Here is a 301-nt window from a genome sequence, read left to right as displayed (position 1 = left end):
TTCGCTCGCCACTACTCCCGGAATCACGGTTGTTTTCTCTTCCTGCGGGTACTGAGATGTTTCACTTCCCCGCGTTCCCTCCACACTGCCTATGTGTTCAGCAGTGGGTGACAGCCCATGACGACTGCCGGGTTTCCCCATTCGGAAACCCCCGGATCAAAGCCTGGTTGACGACTCCCCGGGGACTATCGCGGCCTCCCACGTCCTTCATCGGTTCCTGGTGCCAAGGCATCCACCGTGCGCCCTTAAAAACTTGGCCACAGATGCTCGCGTCCACTGTGCAGTTCTCAAACAACGACCA

General features: G+C 58.1%; 1 rRNA gene (only partly in view). It reads right to left on the bottom strand.

Annotated elements, in window-relative coordinates:
* Positions 1–259: ribosomal RNA gene (locus CQ12_RS39415) — 23S ribosomal RNA — on the bottom strand (it extends 3221 nt beyond the left edge of the window).
* Positions 260–301 lie beyond the last annotated feature (42 nt).

The sequence above is a fragment of the Bradyrhizobium jicamae genome (assembly GCF_001440395.1).
GTDB classification, from domain to species: domain Bacteria; phylum Pseudomonadota; class Alphaproteobacteria; order Rhizobiales; family Xanthobacteraceae; genus Bradyrhizobium; species Bradyrhizobium jicamae.
This window is presented reverse-complemented; position numbering and strand designations above follow the sequence as displayed.